Source organism: Mycolicibacterium insubricum (assembly GCF_010731615.1).
Classification (GTDB): domain Bacteria; phylum Actinomycetota; class Actinomycetes; order Mycobacteriales; family Mycobacteriaceae; genus Mycobacterium; species Mycobacterium insubricum.
In genome coordinates this window covers 3,060,443-3,085,424 of the sequence record NZ_AP022618.1, presented here as the reverse complement: position 1 = coordinate 3,085,424, position 24,982 = coordinate 3,060,443, and the positions used below count along the sequence as shown (strand labels likewise).

Sequence of the window (24,982 nt, the reverse complement as noted above, 5' to 3'; positions counted from 1 at the left end):
CTCATCCTCGCGGGCAAACCTTCACGGTTGCTGTGAGCGCGCTGGAAGGCCGCCACCCATCGGGGCGGCGGCCGTCGTTCAGCGGGGCTTGGCCAGCGGAAACGGCAGCGTTTCGCGGATGCTGCGGCCGGTGATCAGCATGACGACACGATCCACGCCCATGCCGAGCCCGCCGGTGGGCGGCATCGCGTACTCCAGGGCCTGCAGGAAGTCCTCGTCGAGCTCCATCGCCTCGGGGTTGCCGCCGGCGGCCAGCAGTGACTGCTCGTGCAGCCGCCGGCGCTGCAGCACCGGGTCGGTCAGCTCCGTGTAGGCCGTCCCCAGCTCGACACCCCAGGCCACCAGGTCCCAGCGTTCGGCCACGCCGGGAATGCTGCGGTGCGGCCGGGTCAGCGGCGACACCGACGCGGGGAAGTCGACGTAGAACGTCGGCTCCTCGGTGCGGTCCTCCACCAGGTGCTCGTACATCTCCAGCACCACCGCCCCGGCGTCCCAGCCGCGCTGATAGGCGATCCCTGCGGCGTCACACCACCGGCGCAGGGTGGCCAGGTCCGTATCGGGCTGCACGTGCTCGCCCAGGGCCGCCGACACCGCGTCGTGCACGCCGACGACCGGCCACTGCCCGGAGATGTCGACGGGTTCCAGGGTCCCGTCGGCCCGGGGACGCAGCGCGGTCGCGCTGCCGTTGGCGGCGATCGCTGCGTTCTGGATCAACTCGCGGGCCCCGTCGATCCAGGTGCGGTAGTCGGCGTGGGCCTGATAGGCCTCCAGCAGCGTGAACTCGGGGTTGTGGCTGAAGTCGACGCCCTCGTTGCGGAACGCCCGGCCCAGCTCGAACACCCGCTCCACCCCGCCGACGCACAGTCGCTTGAGGTAGAGCTCGGGCGCGATCCGCAGGTAGAGGTCCAGGTCGTAGGCGTTGATGTGGGTGTGGAACGGACGAGCGTTGGCGCCACCGTGGATCTGCTGCAGGATCGGGGTCTCGACCTCCAGGAACCCCTTGTCGAAAAGGGTGTCGCGGATCGAGCGCAGGATCTGGCTGCGGGCCGCGATCAGCGCGCGCGAGTCCGGGTTGACGGCCAGGTCGACGTAGCGGGTCCGCACCCGCGCCTCCGGATCCGACAGGCCCTTCCATTTGTCCGGCAGTGGGCGTAGGCACTTGCCGATCAGCCGCCACCCGGTCACCAGCAGCGACCGAGTGCCGTTGCGGCTGGCGCCCATGGTGCCGGTGGCCTCGACCAGGTCACCGAGATCGATGGCGGCGGTGAAGTCGACGGTGGCGCCGTCCTCCAGCAGCAGCTGAACCTCGCCGGACCAGTCGCGCAACTGCGCGAACAGCACGCCGCCGTAGTCGCGCAGCCGCAGGATGCGGCCCGCGACCCTCACCTCGGTCCCGTCGGCGGCCGCCAGCGCCTGCGCCACGGTGTGACTGGGCGGTTCGCCGGCCGGGTAGGCGTCGAGGCCGCGGCGGGTCAGCTCGTCGAGTTTGGCCATCCGCACCCGCACCTGCTCGGGCAGCCGACGTCCGTCGGTGCCGACGGGCTCCTCGGCCGGCGGTATCTCGGCGGACACCGGGGTGCGCGGTGCCGTCGTGTGCTGACCGGTGTGCTGCTCGTTGCGCCGGCTGAACGGCAGGACCAGGAATCCCTCGGCGATCACCGAGGCCACCCCGACCCGCGGGATCAGCCGGGCGTCGGAATAGCAGACGTAGCGCGGCACCCACTCCGGGTCGTATTTCATGTTGGACCGGTACAGCGACTCCAGCTGCCACCAGCGGGAGAAGAACATCAGCATCCGTCGCCACAGCCTGGCCACCGGCCCGGCGCCGAGCTGGGCGCCCTCCTCGAAGGCGGAGCGCAGCATGGCGAAGTTCAGTGAGATCCGGCTGAGGCCGAGGCGTTCGGACTGCAGCGCGAGCTCGCTGACCATCAGCTCGATGGTGCCGTTGGGGGACTGTCGGGAACGGCGCATCAGGTCCAGCGACACCCCGGTGGCGCCCCACGGCACCAGTGACAGCATGGCCACCACCTCGGGGTCCTCGCCACCTTCGCGGACGGCCTCCACCAGCAGGCAGTCGCCGTCTCCCGGGTCGCCGAGGCGGCCCAACGCCATGGAGAAGCCGCGTTCGGTCTCGGTGTCGCGCCACGCGTCGGCGTGGGCGATCACCTCGGCCATCTCCGCCGCGCTCAGGTCGCGGTGTCGCCGGATCCGTACGGTCAGCCCGGCGCGCCGGGCGCGGGTGACGGCCTGGCGCACCGGTGCCATGTCCGGCCCGGACAGCTTGAACCGGTCCGGATACAGGATCGCCTCGTCGCCGAGCTCCAGGGCGTTGATGCCGGCGTCGGCGAACGCCTTGGCGCCGGTCGCACTGGCCCCCATCACCCCCGGGGCCCAGCCGTAGGTCAGGCACAACCGCAGCCATTCGGCGATGGCCGCCGGCCAGGCCCGGGGGTCGCCGACCGGGTCGCCGCTGGCCAGGCACACCCCGACCTCGACCCGGTAGGTGATGGCGGCCCGGCCGTTGGGTGCGAACACCACCGACTTGTCCCGACGGGTGGCGAAGTAACCGAGGGAGTCGTCCTTGCCGTACCGCTCCAGCAGCGCCCGGATGGCGGTCTCGTCGTCGCCGGTCAGTGCGTTGTCGGCGCGCTGGGAGCGGAACAGCACGATGGCCGCGACCATCAGCGCCAGCGCCCCGAACAGGCCTAGCAGGGCGTTGACCCAGACGTGGGTGTGGCCCTCGAAGGACTCCTTGCCGAAACCGGAGAACGCGACCACCCGGTTGATGACGTACGGCAGCCGGTCGGCCCGGGCGAGCGTGCCGGGGAACAGTGTGACCAGACCCCAGCCGATGCCGATCCCGACGGCCATGCCCGCGATCAGTGTCGCGGCGGCTTTGAGCAGCGCGGCGCGGCGAACCCTGGCCCAGAACTGACGGTAGGACAGCCCGACCAGGATCAGCGCGACGATGTGGACGGACAGGCCGATGATCTCGCCGGCTTCCCGACCCGCGCTCTCGTTCGGATCGCCGAGGCCCGCGAGGTTGAGGGCGACCGAGGCTCCCAGGTAGATCATCAGGATCCACCAGGCGATCCGCTTGCGGGCGACGAGCGCCGCGGCCAGCAGCGCCAGCACGAACGCCCAGGCGAAGCTGGTGTCGGGGAAGTTGAAGATGTAGTCGTTGACGAACTCGCGCGGCACCTCGATCAGCGCCCGGAACAGCGGCGACACGCTGGCGATCAGCGACAGGGTGGCGATCACACCGATGAACGTCCCGACCGCGGCGGGCACCCAGGCGAAGCTGCCCCCGGAGCGGGCGACCTGCTGCGGGGGACTGATGGACTTCATGAGCAGCGAGGATATGCGGCCAGGCTGGGAGTGCGGTTGCTGCCTCGACGGCGGCGGGCAAAACAGCGTGCCGTGGGTGGTCGTCACCGTGTTCTACTGAACCCCATGACGCATCGGATCTCAGTGTTGCTGGCGGTCGGATCGGTGGGTGCCGTCGTGCTCGCGGGGTGTGGCGGCGCGGACCAGAAAGGCAACGACCAGAACCCCGGTTCCTCGGCGGCTGCCGCCACCTCTGCGCAGCCCTCGCCGGATCGAGCCTCCGCCGACGCGCTGCCGGCCGGGTTCCCGTCGGCGGTTCCGGTGATCAAGGGGACGATCACCGGCAAACGGCCGTCGGGGCTCCAGCTCGAGGGCACCACCGATGCGTGGGTGTTGACCGTGGCCGACGCCGGTCCCGACGCGGAGGCGCGGGCGCAGAAGCTGCTCATCGACGCTGGTTTCAAGCAGTGGAGCGAGGGCAATCCGGTCTCGAACTGTGCGAACGGCTCGTCGTTCGACAAGAGCGTCGGCGACGCTACCAAGAGTGACGCCTACACGGTGACGCTGTGCCCGACGGGCGTCCCGGCCCCCAACGTGTTTGCCGGAAATGGCTCCGATTTCGAGTACGTGGTCAGCGTCATGCACCTCGGCGGGGCCGATTCACCAGCGTTGCCATCGCTCAACATCCCCGAACCGCCCGACCTGGGCAGCCCTCCCTGAGCAGCGAGCGGCCCGCTACTGCGCGAGCGCTCCACCGCGTACCCCTGCGCGCGGCCCGTCCTGGGGAATGCGGACGCCGCTGGCCGCTCGCGCAGCAGCTGGCCGCTCGTGACGAAGTTCAGCCGTTCCCGTCGGCCTTCATCGACCGGCGGATCTCCTCGAGCTTCTCGGCGGCGGCCTTCTGCCGGGCCTCGAACTGCTCCTCGACGCGGCGGCCCTCCGGGGTTTGCGCGGCCAGCTCCTGCGACCCGATGGACGTGCCGAACCGGGTCTCGATCTTCTCCCGGACCATCTCGAAGGTCGGCGCCCCGCCGGCGGTGTAGCCGGTGTCGGCCGGCGCGGCGCCGGTCTCGACGGGTTCGAACACGATTGTCGCCTCAAGGGGCTCGGCCTCGACGGGCACGACGGCCGCCTCCGGGCTCACGGGGTCCGGGGCGTCGTCGTCAGCGGGCATGACGCCACGCTACCCGGCTCACCAGATGGGGCCGGTGTACTTCTCGCCGGGGCCGTGGCCGGGTTCCTCGGGGTCGATACTGGCCTCACGGAACGCCAGCTGCAGGCTCTTGAGCCCGTCGCGCAACGGCCCCGCGTGTGGCCCGAGGTACTCCACCGAGGCGGTGACCAGTCCGGCCAGCGCGGTGATCAGTCGTCGGGCCTCGTCGAGATCGCGGTGCGGGCTGTTGTCCGGATCGGGGTCGGACAGGCCGATCTTCTCCGCGGCCGCGCTCATCAGCATGACGGCGGCGCGGGTGATCACCTCGACGGCGGGTATCTCGGCGAGTTCCCTGACCGGGGCTTCGTCGATTCTCGGTTCATCGGTCATGACTGCTAGACTTCCATGCGCGACCGTCCCGGCTTACCCCAGGACAGCAAGTGGAGTCCCACTCCCACCGCTCACCCCTTCGGTGCAGCGGTCCGGTCACCGGCATCGATGATGCCCGGGTCTGCCCGCGGGCAGGCAGCCTCGGCTGCGACTGGTCGGCATTGGGCCCTGCTCTCGAGCAGGGCTTTGCTGTTCGTAGTGAACAGCTCTGTTCGCTACGAACAGTCTGCCGTGTGGAGAGTTCGCCCACCGGCTTTCCGGCCCCGGCCCGGTCGCAGATGACAGACCGAACCAGGGAGGCCACATCAGCACTGAGACCCGCGTCAACGAGCGCATACGTGTACCTGAAGTCCGTTTGATCGGTCCCGGCGGGGAGCAGGTAGGCATCGTGCGTATCGACGACGCTCTGCGTGTCGCCGCGGATGCCGATCTCGATCTCGTCGAAGTTGCCCCGAATGCCAGGCCTCCGGTCTGCAAGATCATGGATTACGGCAAGTTCAAGTACGAGACGGCTCTGAAGGAGCGCGAGTCTCGCAAGAACCAGCAGCAGACCGTCGTCAAGGAACAGAAGCTGCGTCCCAAGATCGACGACCACGACTACGAGACCAAGAAGGGCCACGTGGTGCGCTTCCTGGAAGCCGGGTCGAAGGTCAAGGTGACCATCATGTTCCGCGGCCGCGAGCAGTCCAGGCCCGAACTGGGCTACCGGCTGCTGCAGCGCCTGGGCGCCGACGTCGCCGAACACGGCTACATCGAAACCTCGGCGAAGCAGGACGGCCGCAACATGACGATGGTGCTGGCCCCGCACCGCGGCGCGAAGACCCGCGCCCAGGCAGCGGAGCAGGCCGGGGGTCAGTCCGGCGCACCGGCCGGTGACGCGCCTGGCGACGCCGAGCCCACCCAGTAGTACCGAAGAACCGAATCACCAACCAACCGAAGGATTTCCATGCCCAAGGCCAAGACTCACAGCGGCGCCTCCAAGCGGTTCCGGCGCACCGGAACCGGCAAGATCGTGCGCCAGAAGGCCGGCCGTCGGCACCTTCTCGAGCACAAGGCGAGCAAGCGCACCCGTCGCCTCGACGGTCGCACCACCGTTGCCGCCAACGACACCGCCCGGGTGAACAAGCTGCTCAACGGCTAACGCCGAGCGCAGTTTCCTCCCCGTCGAACAGCTACACCCGGAAAGAACAGGAAGACCTCAATGGCACGCGTGAAAAGGGCCGTCAACGCCCAGAAGAAGCGCCGCAGCGTCCTCAAGGCGTCGAAGGGCTACCGCGGACAGCGGTCCCGTCTCTACCGCAAGGCCAAGGAACAGCAGCTGCACTCGCTGACCTACGCCTACCGTGACCGCCGGGCCCGCAAGGGCGAGTTCCGCAAGCTGTGGATCGCCCGCATCAACGCCGCGGCCCGCGCCAACGACATCACCTACAACCGGCTGATCCAGGGCCTCAAGCTCGCCGGCATTGAGGTGGACCGCAAGAACCTGGCCGAGATCGCCGTGAGCGACCCGGCCGCGTTCACCGCGCTGGTCGCCGCCGCCCGTGCGGCCCTGCCCGCCGACGTCAACGCCCCGTCGGGAGAGGCCGCCTGAGCCCGACGTCTGCACTGACCGAGCGTTCGGCCCGGGTGAGCGCGGCAGCCAAGCTGCTGCGGCACCCGGGCCGAAAGCGTGCCGGGCGCTTTCTGGCCGAGGGACCCAACCTGGTAGAGGCCGCGCTGGCACGCGGCCTGGCACTCGAGGTGTTCGCCACTGCCGACGCCGAGCTCAAACACTCCCAGCTGCTGGCACGCGCCGATGTCCCCGTGCACCGGATCACGGAGCGGGCCGCCAAGGCACTGTCGGAAACGGTCACCCCACCCGGGCTGGTCGCGGTGTGCACCCTGCCCGAGATCGGCATCGCCGACCTGGAGGCACCCCGCCTGGTGCTGGTGGTGGTCGGGTTGGGTGAACCTGGCAACGCCGGGACCATGATCCGTACTGCCCACGCGATGGGCGCCGACGCCGTCGTGCTCACCGGCAACAGCGTCGATCCCTACAACGGCAAATGCTTGCGCGCCTCCGCGGGCAGCATTTTCGCCATCCCGGTCATCACCGAACCGGATCCAGACGTCGTGCTGGATGTCCTTCGGGCGGCCGGAGTGCAGATCCTGGCCACCACGCTGGATGGTGATCTGGATCTCGATACCGCCGGCGGCCGGCTGGCCGCACCGACAGCCTGGCTGTTCGGCCCCGAAGCGCACGGATTGTCTGCCGACCTGGCCCTGGGCGCAGATCACCGGGTCCGGATCCCAATGCCCGGGGGCGCGGAGAGCCTCAACGTCGCCGCGGCCGCGGCGATCTGCCTGTATGTGAGTGCCCGTACCCGGCGCGGCGAGTGACGTCGTTCATTGCCCGGCCCCCGGGCGCGACCTAGGCTGGCGAGGTGAATCAGGACGGCCGGGTAACCACCCCCGAGCAAGCGATGGCGCAAGCCGCCGCGGCCAGGCAACAGGCTGCAACGGCACGAGCGCAGGCCGTGACGTGGTGGAACGAGACCAACCACAACCCGAGCCTGGTGTCCCTGATTCGCCGGGCCCGCCGCATCCTGCCCGGGGACCCGGAATTCGGCGACCCGCTGTCCACCGCCGGTGATGGCGCCCCCAGCGCCGCCGCGCGTGCCACCGACCGCCTGATCCGCGACCGCGAGGCCGCCTCCCGCGAGGTCAGCCTGGCGGGCCTGCAGGTCTGGCAGGCGATCAGCGAGAAGGTCTCGGGCAAACCCGCCAACGCCGAGGTCACCATCGTGTTCACCGACCTGGTCGGGTTTTCCGACTGGTCACTGGCGACCGGCGACGAGGCCACTCTGCGGCTGTTGCGCAAGGTCGCCGCTGCCGTCGAACCGCCGCTGCTTGATCGCGGCGGGCACATCGTCAAACGGATGGGCGACGGGCTGATGGCGGTGTTCCGGCGGCCCGGGGTAGCGGTTGCCGCGGTGTTGGAGGCGATGGACGCGCTGGCCGACGTCGAGGTTGACGGTTACACCCCGCGGATGCGCGCCGGCCTGCACACCGGGCGCCCGCAGCGCATTGGCGGCGACTGGCTGGGCGTCGACGTCAACATCGCCGCCCGGGTGATGGAACGCGCCACCCGCGGCGGCGTGATGATCTCCGGCGAGACCCTGGAACGCATCCCGCCGGAACGCCTCGACGAGCTCGGTGTCTACCCGAAGAAGGTGCGCCGCCAGTTGTTCGGCGCCAAGCCCAGCGGGGTGCCCGCGGATCTGGCGATGTATCGGCTACTGGCCGACCCACACGTCGCGCGCGCCGCCGACGACGAAGACGACGACTGATCCCGCCGGGAAATCGGTTGTCCCACAGAGAAATCGGGCGGCGACCGGTGAAGCAGCCCGGTGGCGCCCCGGTGCCGCAATAATCGTCGCCATGGACGGTCAGCCGCAGGATTGCGGAAACCCCGTCGGCGGATCGGGCCGACTCAGCCGTCGCGCCATGCTCGGCGGCCTGGCCGCCCTACGGCGGGCGCATCGAGATGCCGACCATGCAGCGGTTGGCCGACAGCGGGCTGACCTACACCCAATGTGCCCGAGGAGGACATCGCCGCCGGTGGCAGCCGGTCGGAATGGCCGCTGCAGAAGGGATTCGACCGGTCCTACGGCTTCCTGGGCGGGGAGACCAACCAGTGGTACTCGGATCTGGTCGAAGACAACCAGTCGGCGTCAGCGGCAAGAAGTACGTCGACGTCGCGCGCGACGCCGAGGCGGTGTTCGCCGCGAACTGACGGGTACTCAGGCGAAGGCGTCGGCCAGGGCCCGGTCCCAGTCGGCTCGCCACGACTGCCGGGGGTGGTTCAGCAACTCACCGTCGGACAGCCACTCGTAGAGCTCCGCGTAGGTGGCGGTGCGGCTGCCCTCGATGCGCCGGTTGAGCATCCGCGGGGTCAGCTCGTCGAACCGGTCGATCCCCATGGATGCCACCAGTTGCGCGGCGCTGGCCACGGTGGCCTGCTGGAAATTGCGCACCCGAATCGACTTGTCCTCGACCACCAGCACCCGGGCGCGCTCCGGATCCTGGGTAGCCACGCCGGTCGGGCAGTGGTTGGTGTGGCATTTGCGGGCTTGGATGCAGCCGACGGAGAACATCATCGCCCGCGCCGCCATGGTGAAGTCGGCACCCTGGATGATCCGGCTGACGATGTCGAACCCGGTGGCCACCTTGCCCGAGGCGCCGATCCGGACCCGGTCGCGCAGCCCGACGCCGGTCAGCGCGTTGTGCACCAGGATCAGGCCCTCGGTCAGCGGCATGCCGACGAAATCCTCGAACTCCTGCGGTGCCGCGCCGGTACCGCCCTCGGCGCCGTCGACGATGATGAAGTCCGGGGTGATGCCGGTCTCCAGCATTGCCTTGCAGATGGACAGGAACTCACTGCGCGACCCGACGCACAGTTTGAAACCCACCGGCTTGCCACCGGAGAGCCGGCGCAGGGTGGCGATGAATTCCATCAGCCCCACCGGGGTGCGGAAGGCACTGTGGGTGGGCGGGGAGATGACCGTCTGCCCGACGGGCACGCCGCGGGTGACGGCGATCTCCTCGGTCACTTTCGGGCCGGGCAGCACCCCGCCGAGCCCGGGTTTGGCGCCCTGGGAAAGCTTGATCGAGATCGCCTTGACCGCCGGGGTCGCCGCCTTGGCCGCGAAGGCGTCCGGATCGAAGGCGCCGTCGGCGTCGCGGCAGCCGAAATACGCCGAGGCGATCTCCCAGATCAGATCCCCGCCGGGCTTCAGGTGGTACGGGCTCATCCCACCCTCGCCGGTGTCGTGGGCGAAGCCACCCAGCGCCGCGCCGGTGTTGAGCGCCTCGATCGCCTGCGCTGACAGCGCACCGAAACTCATCGCCGACACGTTCAGCAGCGCGATGTCATACGGCTGGGTGCAGTCCGGGCCGCCCAGGCGCACCCGTGGGGCCAGGTCGGTCGCGAACTTTGCCTGCAGCGAGTGGGCCAGGAACTCATGGCAGGGTGCATAGACGTCGCGCTGGGTGCCGAACGGCTCCTCGCCCTTGCCCTTGGTGCCCTTGGCCCGCTCGTAGATGATGTCGCGGACCTCGCGCGGGAACGGCGTGTCCTCGGTGTCGGATTCGATGAAGTACTGCCGGATCTCCGGGCGCAGTTCTTCCATCAGGAACCGGGCGTGCCCGAGGATCGGGTAGGCCCGCAGGATGGCGTGTCGGCGCTGGATCAGGTCGTGGGTTCCGACCGCGGCCACCAGCAGCAGCGGGACCGCGGCGGCCACCCACCACGGGCTGACGGCAAACGCCAGCCACCCGGCCGTGACGGCGAGAATCCAGATCAGTGCGATGGGCACGCCGCGCTTCATCGCGTGAGCGTAAACCGGGGTCTCGGCCCGACCGGGTTCAGGAGAACCTAACCCCACCGTGACCCCGGACCACACCGCTCGTCGGAGCGGCCGCGCCGCACCACTAGGATTTCGCCTGGATCCCGCATGCCGGGCGGGCGATCGGCGTAAGGAGCAGCGTGGCCCAGGATGTGGAGGGTTCCGACAAGGACCCGGGTGCGAACCTGACCGACGAGGCGCTCGCCGCAGCCGTGCAGGCCGCCGTGGCGGCCTTCGGCGCGGCGGCCGACCTGACCGCGCTGGCCACCGCCAAGACCGAGCACCTCGGTGACCGTGCGCCGCTGGCGCTGGCCCGCCAGGGCCTGGCGACGCTGCCCAAGTCCGACCGCGCCGAGGCCGGCAAGCGGGTCAACACCGCCCGTACCACCGCCAACACCGCCTACGACGAGCGCCTGGCCGCGCTGCGCGCCGAGCGCGACGCCGCCGTGCTGGTCGCCGAACGTATCGACGTCACCCTGCCATCGACCCGGACCGCCCAGGGGGCCCGGCACCCGATCACCATCCTCGCCGAGCACGTCGCCGACACCTTCGTCGCGATGGGCTGGGAGCTGGCCGAGGGCCCCGAGGTGGAGACCGAACAGTTCAACTTCGATGCGCTGAACTTCGGCCCCGATCACCCGGCGCGCAGCGAATCCGACACCTTCCACATAGCCCCGGAGGGCTCCCGCCAACTGCTGCGTACCCACACCTCGCCGGTGCAGGTCCGCGCGCTGCTGGCCCGCGAGCTGCCGGTGTACATCGTCTCGATCGGCCGGACCTTCCGTACCGACGAGCTCGACTCCACCCACACCCCGGTGTTCCACCAGGTCGAGGGACTCGCGGTGGACCGCGGCCTGACCATGGCGCACCTCAAGGGCACCCTGGACGCCTTCGCCCGCTCAGAGTTCGGCCCGAACGCTCGCACCCGGATCCGTCCGCATTTCTTCCCGTTCACCGAACCGTCGGCGGAGTTCGACGTGTGGTTCGAGGGCAAAAGGGGCGGTCCGGGCTGGGTGGAGTGGGGCGGCTGCGGCATGGTCAACCCCAACGTGCTGATCGCGGCCGGCATCGACCCGGCCGAATACTCCGGCTTCGCCTTCGGCATGGGCCTGGAGCGAACCCTGCAGTTCCGCAACGGCATTCCCGACATGCGCGACATGGTCGAGGGCGACGTGCGGTTCTCCCTGCCGTTCGGAGTTGGTGTCTGATGCGACTGCCCTACAGCTGGCTGCGCGAAACCGTCCGCGCCGGAGCGCCGGACTGGGATGCCACCCCCGCCGAACTGGAACAGGCGCTGATCCGCGTCGGCCACGAGGTCGAGGACATCCTCACCCTGGGGCCGGTCACCGGGCCGCTGAAGATCGGCCGGGTCGTCGAGATCGAGGAACTCACCGAGTTCAAGAAGCCGATCCGGGCCTGCAAGGTCGACGTCGGAGAAGAGCTTCCCCGCGAGATTGTCTGCGGCGCCCGCAATTTCACCGTCGGCGACCTGGTGGTGGTGGCGCTGCCGGGCGCGGTCCTGCCAGGTGACTTCGCCATCGCCACCCGCAAGACCTACGGACGCACCTCCGACGGGATGATCTGCTCGGCCGCCGAACTCGGCCTGGGCACAGACCATTCCGGGATCATGGTGTTCCCTGCTTGTACCGCAGAGCCCGGCGATGACGGTCACGCCGTGCTGGGTCTCGACGACGTGGTGTTCGACCTGGCCATCACCCCCGACCGCGGCTACGGCCTGTCGGTGCGCGGCATCGCCCGCGAGATCGCCTGCGCTTACGACCTCGACTTCGCCGACCCGGCCGACGTTCCCGCGCTGCCCGCCGACGGCGACGCCTGGCCGCTGACCGTCGACCCGGCCACCGGCGTCAGCCGGTTCGCCCTGCGCCCGGTCACCGGCATCGACGCGCACGCGGTGTCGCCGTGGTGGCTGCAGCGCCGGCTGCTGCTGTCGGGCATCCGGCCCATCTCGGCGGCCGTCGACGTCACCAACTACGTCATGCTCGAACTCGGCCACCCGATGCACGCCCACGACCGCTCCAAGATCCACGGCGGCTTCGCCGTCCGGTTCGCCCGGGCGGGGGAGAAGGTCACCACGCTCGACGACGTCGAGCGCATTCTGGACGCCGGCGACGTGCTGATCGTCGACGACGCCGGCACAGCCGCCATCGGCGGTGTGATGGGTGCCGGCAGCACCGAGATCGAACCCGGCGTCTCCACCGACGTGCTGCTGGAGGCCGCGGTCTGGGACCCGGCCGCGGTGTCGCGCACCCAGCGGCGCCTGCACCTGGTCAGCGAGGCCGGCCGGCGCTACGAACGCGCCGTCGACCCGGCCATCTCGGTGGCCGCGCTGGACCGTTGCGCTGCTCTGTTGGCCGAGATCGCCGGCGGCACAGCCGAACACAGGCTGACCGACTGGCGCGGTGACCCACCGCGCACCGACTGGTCCCCGCCTCCGGTGCGGATGCCGACCGCCCTGCCGGACCGCACCGCCGGACTGGCCTATTCCGACGGCACCGCGGTGCGGCGGCTGACCCAGATTGGCGCCACCGTCGCGAGCGACGGCGACGACCTGGTGGTCACCCCGCCGAGCTGGCGGCCCGACCTGGTTCAGCCCGCCGACCTGGTGGAAGAGGTGCTGCGGCTGGAGGGGCTGGACAAGATCGGCTCGGTGCTGCCCACCGCTCCGGCCGGGCGCGGGCTCACCGCCGCCCAGCGGCGGCGCCGTGCGGTCGGCAAGTCGCTGGCGCTCACCGGCTTCGTCGAGGTGCTGACGTCACCGTTCGTGGCGCCCGCGGTGTTCGACGAGTGGGGTCTGGCCGACGACGATCCGCGCCGGCGCACCACCCGGGTGCTCAACCCGCTGGAATCCGAGAAGCCCGCGCTGGCCACCACGCTGCTGCCGGCGCTGCTGGAGGCGTTGAACCGCAACGTTTCCCGCGGTAGCACCGATGTCGCGCTGTTCGCCGTCGCGCAGGTGGTGACGCCGACCGAGCAGACCGGTGTCATCGGCCGGATCCCGACCGACCGTCGTCCCACCGACGCCGAGATCGCCGCGCTGGACGCCTCGCTGCCCGCGCAGCCGGTGCACGTCGCCGCGGTGCTGGCCGGGCTGCGCGAACCCCGCGGGCCGTGGGGCCCGGGCCGGCCCGCCGATGCCACCGACGCGTTCGAGGCGGTCCGGGTGATCGCCCGCGCCGCGGGGGTGGAGGTGGCCCTGCGCGCCGCCGACCCGCTGCCCTGGCATCCGGGCCGTTGCGCGCAGGTGCTGGTCACCGATCCGTCGACCGGGGAGCAGGTCAGCATCGGCTACGCGGGGCAGCTGCACCCGGGTGTCGTCGAGCGCTGTGGCTTGCCCAAGGGCACCTGCGCCGTCGAGCTGGATCTGGACGCCATCCCGGTCGCCGACGCGCTGCCCGCGCCGCGGGTGTCGCCCTTCCCGGCGGTCTTCCAGGACGTCAGCCTGATCGTCGACGACGCGGTCGCAGCCGCCGACGTGCTGGATGTCGTCCGCTCCGGCGCCGGTGAACTGCTGGAATCGGTCGAGCTGTTCGACGTCTACACCGGCCCGCAGATCGGCGAGGGCCGCAAGTCCCTGACCCTGGCGCTGCGGTTCCGGGCCCCGGACCGTACTCTCACCGAGGACGAGGCCAGTGCCGCGCGTGACGCCGCGGTCGCCGCGGCGGCCGGCCGGTTGGGTGCGGTTCAGCGGGCCTGAACTTGGGGGAAGGGCAATCTAGACATGGACCGTCGCGCAAGTTACGCCGCAATCGCGGCGGCATTGGTGTTGGCCGGTTGTTCCGGTGGCCACACGCCGGAAGCCGCTACCCAGACGGTGACAGCCACCCAAACCTTGGAACACACTGCGACCGTCGCGACGACGACCAGCAGCGCGACCACGACGACGACCACTACGATTGCGACGCCAGCGGTACCGGTGATCGACAGGCTGGAGATCGAGACGACGGCTGTCGGCAGCGGTAAGGTCGGTCCGGGCCGCTACCAGCTGAAGCAGGTGTATTCCTCGAGCAAGCCGTATGTGGGCATCAAGTACGGCTGGACGTCGTATGTGGGAGACCAGGAACTCTCCGGCCATGACTGCACCGCCGTCGGCACCGTCACGGGACCCGGTGGTTTCGAGGCCGTCCAGCACTCCGATGCGTGCAGCCGCAGCATGTACAAAATAGGTGATTCGGTGACGTTCAACGCCGTCGGTACCTACAACGTCACAGTGTCGGTGACCCCGAAGGACGGCCAGGAGGTCACGGCGACCGAGACCATCGAAGTGATTGCGATGGACAAGTAGTCGGCGCTCAGCGGGCCTGATCTGACGGGACCGGCTCAGATCGGCATCCGGTAGCCGAAGTACTCGTAGTCCTCGTGTGAGCCGCCCTGGCCCTTGCCGATGTCCGCGAAGGACTCCACGAACTCGACGGCGTCGACCCATTTGACGTGTTTGAAGCCGAGTTCGACCTCGTTGCGCAGCCGCAGCGGGGCGCCGTGCGCGGCACCGAGCGGCTCGTCGTTCATCTCGTAGGCCAGCAGGGTGGTCGGATTGCGCATGTGCTCGATCTTGTGGCTGTCGTAGTACGGTTCGGCGCCGGGCTCCCCGTTGTCGGCGAAGGAATAGAACACCGCGTAGCGGGCCAACGGCAGCGGCTCGACGACCGCCATGATGTCCGACACCAGGACGCCGCCCCACTTGGCGATCCCGGACCAGCCCTGGATGCAGTAGTGCTGGGTGATCTGCTCATGCTTGTCCATCGCACGTAGATCGGCGAGAGTGAAGTCCCGGGGATGGGCGACCAGGCCGCCGACCCGCAGCCGGTAGGAAGCCCAGTCGTCGGCCGCCAATGCCGCAAAGGCGTCCCGGTCCGGCATCTTGCCGTTGGGCCAGAAGTACTGGGAGATATCGCTTTCCGAGTAGGTGCCCTTGGGCACGAACCACTCCATCAGCCCCTTGAGCCAGCCGATGGAAGCACGCCCGACGGCCTGAATCACCCGCGGGTAGCGCAGCGTGAACGGGCTGGCGGCCAGCCACAGCACCACGATGACGGCCATCGCGATCAGGTAGATCACCAGGGCCCACAGAGAGTTGGTGTCGGTGCCGAAGATGATGTGGTTGAGGTTGCCGACCAGACCGGTCGCGAACACCATGATGGTGTGCATGGCGATGAAGATCACCATCCACACCAGGACCAGGAAGTGCAGCGTGCGGGCGACCTGCCGATTGGTCGGCCCCGCACCCAAGCCGAACCGCGCCGCGATCGCCGGGGCCTGCAGCAGCCCGGTGACGAACGCCAGCGGCGCGAACACGAACACCGTCAGGAAATAGGCGATTAGCTGTAGTCCGTTATACGCGACGAAGCCCTCGTTGGGCGGAAAGTCCAGGGAGGCATACTGAATCGCTGTCGACGCGGCGTTGGGCAGCACGTCCCACGACTGCGGGACGATCCGGCGCCACTGGCCGGTGGAAAACAACAGCACGTAGAACACCGCGCCGTTGATCAGCCACAACACGTCGAAGCTGAAGTGCCACCAGCGAGCCAGCCCGATCGAGTGCCGCAGGCCGGGCAGCCCGAGCCAGTGCGGCAGGGACACCGAATCGTCTTTGGCGGTCCACACCCGCCACGGGTCCTCCGGGTTGATCCGGTCGGCGGGCACCGGTCCGCGCATCCGCAGCCAGGCGGTGCCCGGGGTGCTGCCGGAGTTCAGGTACAGCCGGGGATGATCGGCCAGGATCTGCAGGCCGGCCCGGATGATGAACATCATGAAGACGATGTTGAACAGGTGCTGCCAGCGCAGCCAGCCGGGCATCCCGGGTGCGACGTCGGGGTGGGGAGTGGTGTCGGTCCCCGGATACCGGTTGACGAAGTCGGTCATCCAGCCGTAGTTGCGCAGGTGCTGGGCGATCGCGACGGCCAGCACCAGGCCGACGGCGGTCAGCGGGATCAACCACAGCGAACTGACCCACCGGCCGCGGACCCGGATCGCCGGCGCGCGCGCCGGCTCCGCGGTCATCCCGCCGGACCAGTCGTCGACCGGGACGCGCTCGCCGAAGATGTCCACGCTATTGCTGCTCATGGCTATCAACGGTAGTCCGAGCTGCTTACCTGTGTATTTCTTGGGGGATTTTTGCGCTCTGGAATGAACTTGCAACGTAATGCATAACAATGCAGAATGCTGGGAATGACGACTGTCGCGCTCGCCGGAGCCAGTGGCTACGCCGGCGGTGAGATCCTGCGGCTGCTGCTCGGCCACCCTGCCTACGCCGACGGGCGCCTGTCCATCGGAACGCTGACCGCCGCAGCCAGCGCCGGCACCACCCTGGGGTCACACCATCCGCACCTGCTGCCGCTGGCCGACCGGGTCCTCGAACCCACCGAGATCGACCGGCTGGCCGGCCACGACGTGGTGTTCCTCGGACTGCCGCACGGACATTCGGGCGCCATCGCCGAACAACTCGGCCCCGACGTACTGGTCGTGGACTGCGGCGCGGATTTCCGGCTCACCGACCCGGGCGTGTGGGAGCGCTTCTACGGCTCCGCCCACGCCGGCACCTGGCCCTACGGCCTGCCCGAGCTGCCCGGGCACCGCGACGCCCTGCGCGGCACCACCCGGATCGCCGTCCCCGGCTGCTATCCCACCTCGGCGCTGCTGGCCCTGTGGCCCGCGGTGGCCGCCGGCCTGATCACCCCGGCGGTCAACGTCGTCGCGGTCAGCGGCACCTCCGGTGCCGGGCGGGCCGCCAAGGTCGACCTGCTGGCCGCCGAGGTCATCGGTTCGGCCCGCGCCTACAACATCGGCGGCGTGCACCGGCACACCCCGGAAATCGCCCAGGGTCTCGCCGCGCTGACCGAGGACCCGGTCACGGTGTCCTTCACCCCGGTGCTGATCCCCACCGCACGCGGCATCCTCGCCACCTGCACCGCACCCACCACGGCCGGCGTCGAAGAATTCCGCGCCGCCTACGAAAAGGCCTACGCCGACGAGCCGTTCGTGCATCTGCTGCCCGACGGACAACTGCCTCGCACCGGCTCGGTGATCGGCTGCAATGCCGCCCAGCTGGCCATCGCCGTCGACACCGACGCGCAGACCTTCGTCGCCGTTTGCGCGATCGACAACCTGGTCAAGGGCACCGCGGGTGCGGCCGTCCAATCGATGAACCTGGCCCTGGGCTGGCCGGAAACCGAAGGCCTCTCGATCGTAGGAACCGCGCCATGACGACGCAGAGCGAAGCGATGCGGAGGAATGGGGCGAAAGGAGCAGAAACGCCGTGAACCTGGAGAACTCGACCCCCACCGCGCACCCCGCACAACGGCTGCTGCGCAGCCAGGGAGTCACCGCGCCCGAGGGCTTCCGGGCCGCCGGCATCGCCGCCGGCATCAAAGCCAGCGGCAAACCCGACCTGGCCCTGGTGTTCAACGAGGGCCCGGATTACGCCGCCGCCGGCGTCTTCACCCGCAACCAGGTCAAGGCCGCCCCGGTGCTGTGGTCGCAGCAGGTGCTCGGCACCGGCCGGCTGCGCACGGTCATCCTCAATTCCGGCGGCGCCAACGCCTGCACCGGACCCGGGGGATTCCAGGACACCCACGCCACCGCCGAGGCGGTCGCCGCGGCCCTGTCGCACTGGGGCACCGAAACCGGAGCCATCGAGGTCGCCGTCTGCTCGACCGGACTGATCGGCGACCGCCTGCCTCTTGCCAAGGTGCTCGCCGGGGTCACCGAGATCGTGCACGAGATGGCCGGCGGCCTGCACGGCGGCGACGACGCGGCCCGGGCCATCATGACCACCGACACCGTGCCGAAACAGGTTGCGCTGCACCACGCGGTCTCCCCGGACGCCAACTGGACCGTGGGCGGGATGGCCAAGGGGGCGGGCATGCTGGCACCGTCGCTGGCCACCATGCTGGTGGTGCTCACCACCGACGCCGTCGCCGACCCCGGCGCCCTGGACACCGCGCTGCGCCGGGCCGCCGCGCTGACCTTCGACCGGCTCGACGTCGACGGCGCCACCTCCACCAACGACACCGTGCTGCTGCTGTCCTCGGGAGCCAGCGGCATCCGCCCCACCCAGGACGACCTGGACGCCGCCGTGTTCGCGGTGTGCGACGACCTGTGCGCGCAGATGCAGGCCGACGCCGAGGGCGTCACCAAGCGGGTCAGCATCACCGTCGCCGGAGCCCCCGGCGACGACGAGGCGCTGACCGCCGCCCGGATCATCGGCCGCGACTCCCTCGTCAAGACCGCGCTGTTCGGATCCGACCCCAACTGGGGCCGGGTGCTCGCCGCCGTCGGGATGTCCCCGTTCCCGCTGGAGCCCGACCGGATCACCGTGTCGTTCAATGGATTCCCGGTATGCGTCGACGGCGCAGGAGCACCCGGTGCCCGCGACGTCGACCTGTCCGGCCCGGACATCGCGGTGCTCGTCGACCTGCAGCTCGGCGAGGGTTCGGCAACCATCCGCACCACCGACCTGTCGCACGCCTACGTCGAAGAGAACTCGGCCTATAGCTCATGATCAGTCTCCTCCTCCTCGCTTCGCTCGGCATCGTCGACGGATGTTCATCATGACCTCGTCCAATCTCCCCACCCCGGTCAAGGCCCAGGTGCTGGCCACCGCGCTGCCGTGGCTCAAACAGCTGCACGACAAGATCGTCGTCGTCAAATACGGCGGCAACGCCATGACCGACGAGACGCTCAAGGCCGCCTTCGCCGCCGACATGGTGTTCCTGCGCAACTGCGGCATCCACCCGGTGGTGGTGCACGGCGGCGGCCCGCAGATCTCCGCCATGCTGAAACGGCTCGGCATCGAAGGGGACTTCAAGGGCGGCTTCCGGGTTACCACCCCCGAGGTCCTCGACGTCGCCCGGATGGTGCTGTTCGGCCAGGTCGGCCGGGAGCTGGTCAACCTGATCAATGCGCACGGGCCGTACGCCGTCGGCATCACCGGAGAGGACGCCGCACTTTTCACCGCGGTGCGCCGCAGCGTCCGGGTCGACGGGGTGGCCACCGACATCGGCCTGGTCGGCGACGTCGACCAGGTCAACCCGGCCGCCGTCCTCGACCTCATCGGGGCGGGCCGGATCCCGGTCATCTCCACCATCGCCCCGGACGTCGACGGCGTGGTGCACAACATCAACGCCGACACCGCCGCCGCCGCGGTCGCCGAGGCGCTCGGCGCCGAGAAGCTGCTGATGCTCACCGACGTCGAGGGCCTCTACACCGACTGGCCCGACCGCGGCTCGCTGGTCTCCGAAATCGACACCGCCGCACTGGAACAATTGCTCCCGCGACTGGAATCCGGCATGGTACCCAAGATCGAGGCGTGCCTGCGCGCGGTCAACGGCGGGGTTCCCAGCGCGCACGTCATCGACGGCCGTGTCGAACACTGCGTACTGGTCGAGCTGTTCACCGACGAGGGAACCGGCACCAAAGTGGTGCCCCCGGAAGGCACCGCGCATGAGTAACTCCGAGCTGCAACAGCGTTGGTCCGACGTCATGATGAACAACTACGGCACACCGCCGCTGGCTTTGGTCAGCGGCGAGGGTGCGGTGGTCACCGACGCCGACGGCAAGACCTACGTGGACTTCCTGGCCGGCATCGCCGTCAACGTCCTGGGTCATCGCCACCCGGCGGTCATCGAGGCGGTCACCGCGCAGCTGAACACGCTGGGCCACGCCTCGAATCTGTATGCCACCGAGCCGGGCATCGCTCTGGCCGAGGTACTCGTCGGGCAGCTGGGTGCCCCGGCGCGGGTGCTGTTCTGCAACTCCGGCACCGAGGCGAACGAGGCGGCCTTCAAGATCACCCGGCTGACCGGGCGCACGAAGATCGTTGCCGCCGAAGGAGCGTTCCACGGGCGCACCATGGGCTCGCTGGCGCTGACCGGCCAGCCCGCCAAACGGGCACCGTTCGAACCGCTGCCCGGTGAGGTCACCTTCGTGCCCTACGGCGACGCCGACGCCCTGGCCGCCGCGGTCACCGACGAGACCGCCGCGGTGTTCCTGGAACCGATCATGGGGGAGGGCGGCGTCGTCACCCCGCCCGCCGACTATCTGGTCCGTGCCCGGGAGATCACCGCCGCGCACGGCACTCTGCTGGCCCTCGACGAGGTGCAGACCGGCATCGGCCGCACCGGCACCTTCTACGCCCACCAGCACGACGGCATCACCCCCGACCTGATCACCCTGGCCAAGGGCCTCGGCGGCGGCCTGCCGATCGGTGCCTGCCTGGCCGTCGGCGACGCCGCCGACCTGCTGCAACCCGGCATGCACGGCAGCACCTTCGGCGGCAACCCGGTCTGCACCGCGGCCGGACTGGCCGTGGTTCGGACCCTGGCCGCCGACGACCTGGTGCACCGCGCCGACGTCGCCGGCAAGACGCTGGCTTCTGGCATCGAGGCCATCGGGCACCCGCTGGTCGACCACGTCCGCGGCCGGGGCCTGCTGCTCGGCGTCGTGCTGCGCGAACCCGCCGCCAAGAACGTGGAAACCGCCGCCCGCGACGCCGGATTCCTGGTCAACGCCGCCGCTCCCGAGGTGGTGCGGCTGGCCCCGCCTCTGATCATCACCGACGAGCAGGTCGACGTCTTCCTGACCGCACTGCCCACCATCCTCGACACCGCGCAGGAGACCGCATGACCATCCGCCACTTTCTGCGCGACGACGACCTCAGCCCGGCCGAGCAGGCCGAGGTGCTGGCACTGGCAGCCGAGCTCAAGGCCGCGCCGTTCTCCCGTCGGCCCCTGGAGGGTCCGCGCGGCGTCGCGGTGATCTTCGAGAAGAACTCCACCCGAACCCGGTTCTCCTTCGAGATGGGCATCGCGCAATTGGGCGGGCACGCCGTCGTCGTCGACGGCCGCAACACCCAGCTGGGCCGCGAGGAGACGCTGGAGGACACCGGCGCGGTACTCAGCCGCTACGTCGACGCCATCGTCTGGCGCACCTTCACCCAGGACCGGCTGACCGCGATGGCCTCGTCGGCCACCGTGCCGATCGTCAACGCCCTGTCCGACGAGTTCCATCCCTGCCAGGTGCTGGCCGACCTGCAGACCCTGGCCGAACGCAAGGGCGCCCTCAAAGGGCTGCGGCTGACCTACCTCGGCGACGGCGCCAACAACATGGCGCATTCGCTGATGCTCGGCGGGGTGACCGCCGCCCTGCACGTCACCGTCGCCGCGCCACCCGGATTCGAACCCGACCCCCGGTTCGTCGCCGCCGCCGAGTCCCGGGCGCTGGCCACCGGCGGAACCGTCGCCGTCAGCTCCAATCCGGAGGCCGCCGTGGCCGGCGCGGACGTGCTGGTCACCGACACCTGGACCTCCATGGGCCAGGAGAACGACGGCCTGGACCGGGTCCGCCCGTTCCGGCCCTTCCAGCTCAACAGCGAACTGCTCGACCGCGCCGACTCCGACGTCGTTGTGCTGCACTGCCTCCCGGCGCACCGCGGCCACGAGATCACCGACGAGGTGATCGACGGCCCGCACAGCGCGGTGTTCGATGAGGCGGAGAACCGGCTGCACGCGCAGAAGGCGCTGCTGGTGTGGCTGCTGGAGCAATCCCGATGACAACCTCCAAACCGGAGGTCGCCACCACCCGCGCCGGACGCCAGGCCCGCATCGTGGCGCTGCTTTCGGCGCAACCCGTGCACAGCCAGACCGAACTGGCCACCCTGCTGGCCACCGAGGGCATCGAGGTCACCCAGGCCACCCTGAGCCGCGACCTGGAGGAGCTCGGCGCGGTGAAACTACGCGGCGCCGACGGCGGCGTCGGCGCCTACGTGGTGCCTGAGGACGGCAGCCCGGTGCGCGGGGTGTCCGGCGGCACCGAGCGGCTGACCCGGCTGTTGGGCGAACTGCTGGTGTCCACCGACGCCAGCGGCAACCTCGCCGTGCTGCGCACCCCACCCGGTGCGGCACACTATCTGGCCAGCGCCATCGACCGGGCAGCGCTGCCCTCGGTGGTCGGCACCGTCGCCGGCGACGACACCATCCTGCTGGTGGCCCGCGAACCGATGACCGGCACCGAACTGGCCGGCTTCATCGAAGATCTGCGATAACCCCCATACTGACCTCGCCCCGAATCGGGTTGGAAGACAAAGGAGAACACATGTCCGAGCGCGTCATTCTGGCGTATTCCGGTGGTCTGGACACCTCGGTGGCCATCAGCTGGATCGGCAAGGAAACCGGCCGCGAGGTCGTCGCCGTCGCCATCGACCTCGGCCAGGGCGGTGAGGACATGGAGGTCGTGCGCCAGCGCGCCCTGGACTGCGGCGCGGTGGAGGCCGTCGTCGTCGACGCCCGCGACGAATTCGCCGAGGAATACTGCCTGCCCACCATCTTGTCCAACGCGCTCTACATGGACCGCTACCCGCTGGTGTCGGCGATCAGCCGGCCACTGATCGTCAAGCACCTGGTCGCCGCGGCCCGCGAGCACGACGGCGGCATCGTCGCGCACGGCTGCACCGGCAAGGGCAACGACCAGGTCCGGTTCGAGGTCGGATTCGCCTCGCTGGCACCGGATCTCGACGTGCTGGCCCCGGTCCGCGACTACGCCTGGACCCGGGAGAAGGCGATCGCGTTCGCCGAGGAGAACGCCATCCCGATCAACGTCACCAAGCGCTCGCCGTTCTCCATCGACCAGAACGTGTGGGGCCGCGCGGTGGAGACCGGCTTCCTGGAGCACCTGTGGAACGCCCCCACCAAGGACGTCTACGACTACACCCAGGACCCCACGCTGAACTGGAACACCCCCGATGAGGTGATCATCAGCTTCTCCCGCGGCGTCCCGGTGGCCATCGACGGTCGGCGGGTCAGCGTGCTGGAGGCCATCGTCGAACTCAACCGGCGCGCCGGGGAACAGGGTGTGGGCCGGCTCGACGTCGTCGAGGACCGCCTCGTCGGCATCAAGAGCCGCGAGATCTACGAAGCCCCCGGCGCCATGGTGCTGATCACCGCGCACTCCGAACTCGAGCACGTCACCCTGGAGCGCGAGCTGGGCCGGTTCAAACGCCACACCGACCAGAAGTGGGCCGAGCTGGTCTACGACGGCCTGTGGTTCTCCCCGCTCAAGCGCTCCCTGGAGGCGTTCGTCGCCGATACCCAGCAGCACGTCACCGGTGACATCCGGCTGGTGCTGCACGGCGGGCACATCGCCGTCAACGGTCGCCGCAGCCCCGAGTCGCTGTATGACTTCAACCTCGCCACCTACGACGAGGGCGACAGCTTCGACCAGTCCTCGGCGAAGGGCTTCGTGCACGTGCACGGGCTGAGCTCCAAGATCTCCGCCCAGCGGGACCTGCGGCAGCTGTAATGACCACCAACGAAGGCTCACTGTGGGGCGGCCGGTTCGCCGAGGGGCCGTCGGACGCGCTTGCCGCGCTGAGCAAGTCGACGCACTTCGACTGGCTGCTGGCGCCGTATGACATCGCCGCGTCCAAGGCGCACGCCGTCGTGCTGCACGACGCCGGGCTGCTGTCGGACTCCCAGCGCGACGGGCTGCTGGCCGGCCTGGACAGCCTCGGCTCCGACCTCGCCGACGGCAGCTTCGAGCCGCTGTCCACCGACGAGGACGTGCACGGCGCGCTGGAACGCGGCCTGATCGACCGGGTGGGGCCGGAACTCGGCGGCCGGCTGCGCGCGGGGCGTTCCCGCAACGACCAGGTCGCGACCCTGTTCCGGATGTGGCTGCGTGATGCCGTCCGCCGGGTCGCCGACGGGGTCCTGGAGGTGGTCGGTGCCCTGGCTTCTCAAGCCGCCGCGCACCCGGACGCCGTCATGCCCGGCAAAACGCACCTGCAGTCCGCACAGCCGGTGCTGCTGGCGCATCACCTGCTGGCCCACGCCCAGCCGCTGCTGCGCGACGTCGACCGCATCGCCGACTTCGACGACCGGACGGCGGTGTCCCCGTACGGATCCGGGGCACTGGCCGGTTCCTCGCTGGGTCTGGATCCCGACGCCATCGCCGCCAGCCTCGGTTTCGCCGCGGCGGCCGACAACTCCATCGACGCCACCGCATCCCGCGATTTCGCCGCGGAGGCGGCGTTCATCTTCGCGATGATCGCCGTCGACCTGTCCCGGCTGGCCGAGGACATCATCCTGTGGAGCACAACGGAGTTCGGCTACGTCAAGCTGCACGACTCGTGGTCCACCGGCAGCTCGATCATGCCGCAGAAGAAGAACCCCGACATCGCCGAACTGGCCCGCGGCAAGTCCGGCCGGCTGATCGGCAACCTCACCGGCCTGCTGGCCACTCTCAAGGCGCAACCGCTGGCCTACAACCGGGACCTGCAGGAGGACAAGGAACCGATCTTCGACTCGGTGGCCCAGCTGGAACTGCTGCTGCCGGCAATGGCCGGGCTGGTCGCCACGCTGAGTTTCGACGAGGCGAGGATGGCGGCGCTGGCGCCGGCCGGCTACACGTTGGCCACCGACATCGCCGAATGGATGGTGCGCCAAGGTGTTCCGTTCCGCGTCGCGCACGAGGCCGCCGGTGCGGCCGTCAAGCTCGCCGAGGGCCGCGGGGTCGGGCTCGATGAGCTCACCGACGCCGAGTTCGCCGAGATCGACACCGCGCTGACGCCGGCCGTGCGCGAGGTGCTGACCGTCGACGGCTCGGTGCGCTCCCGCAACGCCCGCGGAGGCACCGCCCCCGAGCGGGTCGCCGAACAGCTGGTCGTCGTCTTCGATGCGATCCGGGAGCTGCGCATCCGGCTGGAGCGCTGAGC

The 24,982-nt window shown here is 69.8% G+C and carries 23 protein-coding genes and 1 pseudogene; 18 read left to right on the top strand and 6 right to left on the bottom strand.

Annotated features, from left to right (window positions below):
• Window positions 1–78: 78 nt before the first annotated feature.
• Window positions 79–3,348 carry a bifunctional lysylphosphatidylglycerol synthetase/lysine--tRNA ligase LysX gene (gene lysX / locus G6N16_RS14610; RefSeq protein WP_083029968.1) on the bottom strand — a complete coding sequence of 1,090 codons (3,270 nt, stop codon included), beginning with the start codon at window positions 3,346–3,348 and terminating at the stop codon, window positions 79–81.
• A gap of 105 nt (window positions 3,349–3,453) precedes the next feature.
• On the opposite strand from lysX, the gene G6N16_RS14605 reads away from it, so the two are divergent.
• Complete coding sequence (locus G6N16_RS14605) at window positions 3,454–4,047, top strand: hypothetical protein (protein WP_083029969.1); 594 nt, start codon at window positions 3,454–3,456, stop codon at window positions 4,045–4,047.
• A gap of 118 nt (window positions 4,048–4,165) precedes the next feature.
• Here the strand turns inward: G6N16_RS14605 and G6N16_RS22140 are convergent, their stop codons facing one another.
• Together G6N16_RS22140 and G6N16_RS14595 are read right to left on the bottom strand one after the other, a co-directional pair.
• Window positions 4,166–4,501 (bottom strand): hypothetical protein, encoded by a 336-nt coding sequence (locus G6N16_RS22140; protein WP_234805768.1) that lies wholly within the window; start codon window positions 4,499–4,501, stop codon window positions 4,166–4,168.
• 18 nt (window positions 4,502–4,519) lie between these two features.
• The gene (locus G6N16_RS14595) at window positions 4,520–4,870 is read right to left on the bottom strand and encodes a DUF1844 domain-containing protein (protein WP_083029970.1); all 351 of its coding nucleotides are present in this window, start codon (window positions 4,868–4,870) and stop codon (window positions 4,520–4,522) included.
• Window positions 4,871–5,174: 304 nt separating this feature from the next.
• Between G6N16_RS14595 and infC the strand changes: the two genes are divergently transcribed.
• The 6 genes and pseudogenes from infC to G6N16_RS14565 all read left to right on the top strand — a co-directional run.
• Window positions 5,175–5,777, top strand: coding sequence for a translation initiation factor IF-3 (infC, locus tag G6N16_RS14590; RefSeq protein ID WP_083029971.1), 603 nt, complete (start codon window positions 5,175–5,177; stop codon window positions 5,775–5,777).
• A 39-nt stretch (window positions 5,778–5,816) separates the two neighbouring features.
• Window positions 5,817–6,011, top strand: coding sequence for a 50S ribosomal protein L35 (gene rpmI, locus G6N16_RS14585; RefSeq protein ID WP_083029972.1), 195 nt, complete (start codon window positions 5,817–5,819; stop codon window positions 6,009–6,011).
• Window positions 6,012–6,071: 60 nt separating this feature from the next.
• Complete coding sequence (gene rplT, locus G6N16_RS14580; protein WP_083029973.1) at window positions 6,072–6,461, top strand: 50S ribosomal protein L20; 390 nt, start codon at window positions 6,072–6,074, stop codon at window positions 6,459–6,461.
• Window positions 6,458–7,249, top strand: a complete 792-nt coding sequence (locus tag G6N16_RS14575) for a TrmH family RNA methyltransferase (RefSeq protein WP_083029974.1) — start codon at window positions 6,458–6,460, stop codon at window positions 7,247–7,249. The genes rplT and G6N16_RS14575 overlap by 4 nt, the downstream gene beginning before the upstream one ends.
• An 83-nt stretch (window positions 7,250–7,332) precedes the next feature.
• The gene (locus G6N16_RS14570) at window positions 7,333–8,199 is read left to right on the top strand and encodes an adenylate/guanylate cyclase domain-containing protein (RefSeq protein ID WP_083030009.1); all 867 of its coding nucleotides are present in this window, start codon (window positions 7,333–7,335) and stop codon (window positions 8,197–8,199) included.
• Window positions 8,200–8,363: 164 nt separating this feature from the next.
• Window positions 8,364–8,577, top strand: a pseudogene (locus G6N16_RS14565) (hypothetical protein); the annotation flags it as partial.
• A gap of 75 nt (window positions 8,578–8,652) precedes the next feature.
• On the opposite strand, the gene G6N16_RS14560 reads toward G6N16_RS14565, so the two are convergent.
• The gene (locus G6N16_RS14560) at window positions 8,653–10,239 is read right to left on the bottom strand and encodes an FMN-binding glutamate synthase family protein (protein ID WP_083029975.1); all 1,587 of its coding nucleotides are present in this window, start codon (window positions 10,237–10,239) and stop codon (window positions 8,653–8,655) included.
• 158 nt (window positions 10,240–10,397) lie between these two features.
• Here G6N16_RS14560 and pheS point away from each other — a divergent pair, with 158 nt between their 5' ends.
• Entirely contained in the window at window positions 10,398–11,465 is a 1,068-nt protein-coding gene (pheS, locus tag G6N16_RS14555) for a phenylalanine--tRNA ligase subunit alpha (protein ID WP_083029976.1), read from the top strand.
• Window positions 11,465–13,972 (top strand): phenylalanine--tRNA ligase subunit beta, encoded by a 2,508-nt coding sequence (gene pheT / locus G6N16_RS14550; RefSeq protein ID WP_083029977.1) that lies wholly within the window; start codon window positions 11,465–11,467, stop codon window positions 13,970–13,972. The genes pheS and pheT overlap by 1 nt, the downstream gene beginning before the upstream one ends.
• 41 nt (window positions 13,973–14,013) lie before the next feature.
• Here pheT and G6N16_RS14545 read toward each other — a convergent pair whose 3' ends face one another.
• On the bottom strand, window positions 14,014–14,166 hold the full coding sequence (locus tag G6N16_RS14545) for a hypothetical protein (RefSeq protein WP_163787892.1): 153 nt from the start codon (window positions 14,164–14,166) through the stop codon (window positions 14,014–14,016).
• A 25-nt stretch (window positions 14,167–14,191) separates the two neighbouring features.
• Here G6N16_RS14545 and G6N16_RS14540 point away from each other — a divergent pair, with 25 nt between their 5' ends.
• Complete coding sequence (locus G6N16_RS14540; RefSeq protein ID WP_083029978.1) at window positions 14,192–14,560, top strand: hypothetical protein; 369 nt, start codon at window positions 14,192–14,194, stop codon at window positions 14,558–14,560.
• Window positions 14,561–14,595: 35 nt separating this feature from the next.
• On the opposite strand, the gene G6N16_RS14535 is transcribed toward G6N16_RS14540, so the two are convergent.
• Window positions 14,596–16,338 (bottom strand): molybdopterin-dependent oxidoreductase, encoded by a 1,743-nt coding sequence (locus tag G6N16_RS14535; protein ID WP_083029979.1) that lies wholly within the window; start codon window positions 16,336–16,338, stop codon window positions 14,596–14,598.
• 105 nt (window positions 16,339–16,443) lie between these two features.
• On the opposite strand from G6N16_RS14535, the gene argC reads away from it, so the two are divergent.
• The 8 genes from argC to argH are packed head-to-tail and all read left to right on the top strand — an operon-like array spanning window position 16,444 to window position 24,980.
• Complete coding sequence (argC, locus tag G6N16_RS14530; RefSeq protein ID WP_083030010.1) at window positions 16,444–17,478, top strand: N-acetyl-gamma-glutamyl-phosphate reductase; 1,035 nt, start codon at window positions 16,444–16,446, stop codon at window positions 17,476–17,478.
• A gap of 52 nt (window positions 17,479–17,530) precedes the next feature.
• Window positions 17,531–18,775 (top strand): bifunctional glutamate N-acetyltransferase/amino-acid acetyltransferase ArgJ, encoded by a 1,245-nt coding sequence (argJ, locus tag G6N16_RS14525; RefSeq protein WP_234805769.1) that lies wholly within the window; start codon window positions 17,531–17,533, stop codon window positions 18,773–18,775.
• 49 nt (window positions 18,776–18,824) lie between these two features.
• Window positions 18,825–19,724 carry an acetylglutamate kinase gene (gene argB, locus G6N16_RS14520; protein ID WP_083030012.1) on the top strand — a complete coding sequence of 300 codons (900 nt, stop codon included), beginning with the start codon at window positions 18,825–18,827 and terminating at the stop codon, window positions 19,722–19,724.
• Entirely contained in the window at window positions 19,717–20,898 is a 1,182-nt protein-coding gene (locus tag G6N16_RS14515) for an acetylornithine transaminase (protein ID WP_083029980.1), read from the top strand. Before argB ends, G6N16_RS14515 begins: the two co-directional genes overlap by 8 nt.
• A complete protein-coding gene (gene argF, locus G6N16_RS14510; protein ID WP_083029981.1) occupies window positions 20,895–21,824 on the top strand; it encodes an ornithine carbamoyltransferase in 930 nt (309 codons plus the stop codon). The genes G6N16_RS14515 and argF overlap by 4 nt, the downstream gene beginning before the upstream one ends.
• A complete protein-coding gene (locus G6N16_RS14505; RefSeq protein WP_083029982.1) occupies window positions 21,821–22,315 on the top strand; it encodes an arginine repressor in 495 nt (164 codons plus the stop codon). The genes argF and G6N16_RS14505 overlap by 4 nt, the downstream gene beginning before the upstream one ends.
• Window positions 22,316–22,365: 50 nt before the next feature.
• A complete protein-coding gene (locus G6N16_RS14500) occupies window positions 22,366–23,568 on the top strand; it encodes an argininosuccinate synthase (RefSeq protein WP_083029983.1) in 1,203 nt (400 codons plus the stop codon).
• On the top strand, window positions 23,568–24,980 hold the full coding sequence (gene argH, locus G6N16_RS14495; RefSeq protein WP_083029984.1) for an argininosuccinate lyase: 1,413 nt from the start codon (window positions 23,568–23,570) through the stop codon (window positions 24,978–24,980). Before G6N16_RS14500 ends, argH begins: the two co-directional genes overlap by 1 nt.
• Window positions 24,981–24,982 lie beyond the last annotated feature (2 nt).

Coding starts and splice junctions, on each gene's coding strand:
- G6N16_RS22140 (WP_234805768.1), bottom strand. CDS start 4,501: ATGCCCGCTGACGACGACGCCCCGGACCCCGTGAGCCCGGAGGCGGCC.
- argC (WP_083030010.1), top strand. CDS start 16,444: ATGACGACTGTCGCGCTCGCCGGAGCCAGTGGCTACGCCGGCGGTGAG.
- argH (WP_083029984.1), top strand. CDS start 23,568: ATGACCACCAACGAAGGCTCACTGTGGGGCGGCCGGTTCGCCGAGGGG.
- argB (WP_083030012.1), top strand. CDS start 18,825: ATGACCTCGTCCAATCTCCCCACCCCGGTCAAGGCCCAGGTGCTGGCC.
- G6N16_RS14500 (WP_083029983.1), top strand. CDS start 22,366: ATGTCCGAGCGCGTCATTCTGGCGTATTCCGGTGGTCTGGACACCTCG.
- G6N16_RS14605 (WP_083029969.1), top strand. CDS start 3,454: ATGACGCATCGGATCTCAGTGTTGCTGGCGGTCGGATCGGTGGGTGCC.
- G6N16_RS14595 (WP_083029970.1), bottom strand. CDS start 4,870: ATGACCGATGAACCGAGAATCGACGAAGCCCCGGTCAGGGAACTCGCC.
- G6N16_RS14570 (WP_083030009.1), top strand. CDS start 7,333: ATGGCGCAAGCCGCCGCGGCCAGGCAACAGGCTGCAACGGCACGAGCG.
- rplT (WP_083029973.1), top strand. CDS start 6,072: ATGGCACGCGTGAAAAGGGCCGTCAACGCCCAGAAGAAGCGCCGCAGC.
- pheT (WP_083029977.1), top strand. CDS start 11,465: ATGCGACTGCCCTACAGCTGGCTGCGCGAAACCGTCCGCGCCGGAGCG.
- rpmI (WP_083029972.1), top strand. CDS start 5,817: ATGCCCAAGGCCAAGACTCACAGCGGCGCCTCCAAGCGGTTCCGGCGC.
- argF (WP_083029981.1), top strand. CDS start 20,895: ATGACCATCCGCCACTTTCTGCGCGACGACGACCTCAGCCCGGCCGAG.
- G6N16_RS14505 (WP_083029982.1), top strand. CDS start 21,821: ATGACAACCTCCAAACCGGAGGTCGCCACCACCCGCGCCGGACGCCAG.
- G6N16_RS14515 (WP_083029980.1), top strand. CDS start 19,717: ATGAGTAACTCCGAGCTGCAACAGCGTTGGTCCGACGTCATGATGAAC.
- G6N16_RS14535 (WP_083029979.1), bottom strand. CDS start 16,338: ATGAGCAGCAATAGCGTGGACATCTTCGGCGAGCGCGTCCCGGTCGAC.
- G6N16_RS14560 (WP_083029975.1), bottom strand. CDS start 10,239: ATGAAGCGCGGCGTGCCCATCGCACTGATCTGGATTCTCGCCGTCACG.
- lysX (WP_083029968.1), bottom strand. CDS start 3,348: ATGAAGTCCATCAGTCCCCCGCAGCAGGTCGCCCGCTCCGGGGGCAGC.